Raw genomic sequence first — 579 nt, forward strand, 5'->3', positions numbered from 1 at the left:
ATTTTACATATTGAATTTCAGGCAACTAATTACTCTAAAATGGAATATCGTGAGTTGCAATATTGGACTTATATAACGGTAATTCATGGAATACATCCAATGCAATATGTGTTTTACATAGGCAATGAACCGCTAACGATGAAAAATAGCATCTCTACGGAAACTATGAATTATAGTTATAATTTAATCGATATGCGCAATGTTGATTGCGAAAAATTCTTGTACTCGGAGAAACCTGAAGAGGTAATTATATCAATCTTGTGCAATTACCAAAAGAAAGGTGTTAAAATATTTATACGAGAGATATTAAACCGGCTAAATGAACTTGTGAAGGAAGAGACGCTTCGTGCCAGGTACATAAGGCAGGTGGAAGTTCTGTCACAACTAAGGGATTTGCAATACGAAGTATGTAAGGAGGTAGAGGATATGGCATTAGTTTATAATTTAGAAAGAGATGTGAGATTTAAACAAGGACGTGAACGGGGATTGTTTGAGGGTGAACGGAAAGGGTTGCTTGAAGGTATTGAAGGGATGCTTGAACTCAAATTTGGTTATGCCGGACTTGAGTTGATGAATACA

Annotated in this window: 1 protein-coding gene; it reads left to right on the forward strand. The window is 35.8% G+C overall.

The genetic code is table 11. The features are described from left to right. The coding region (locus HQK88_12680) for a hypothetical protein (GenBank protein MBF0617656.1) at positions 1-579 on the forward strand (579 nt) is incomplete at both ends.

The sequence above is a fragment of the Nitrospirota bacterium genome (assembly GCA_015233895.1).
GTDB lineage: Bacteria > Nitrospirota > Thermodesulfovibrionia > Thermodesulfovibrionales > Magnetobacteriaceae > Magnetomonas.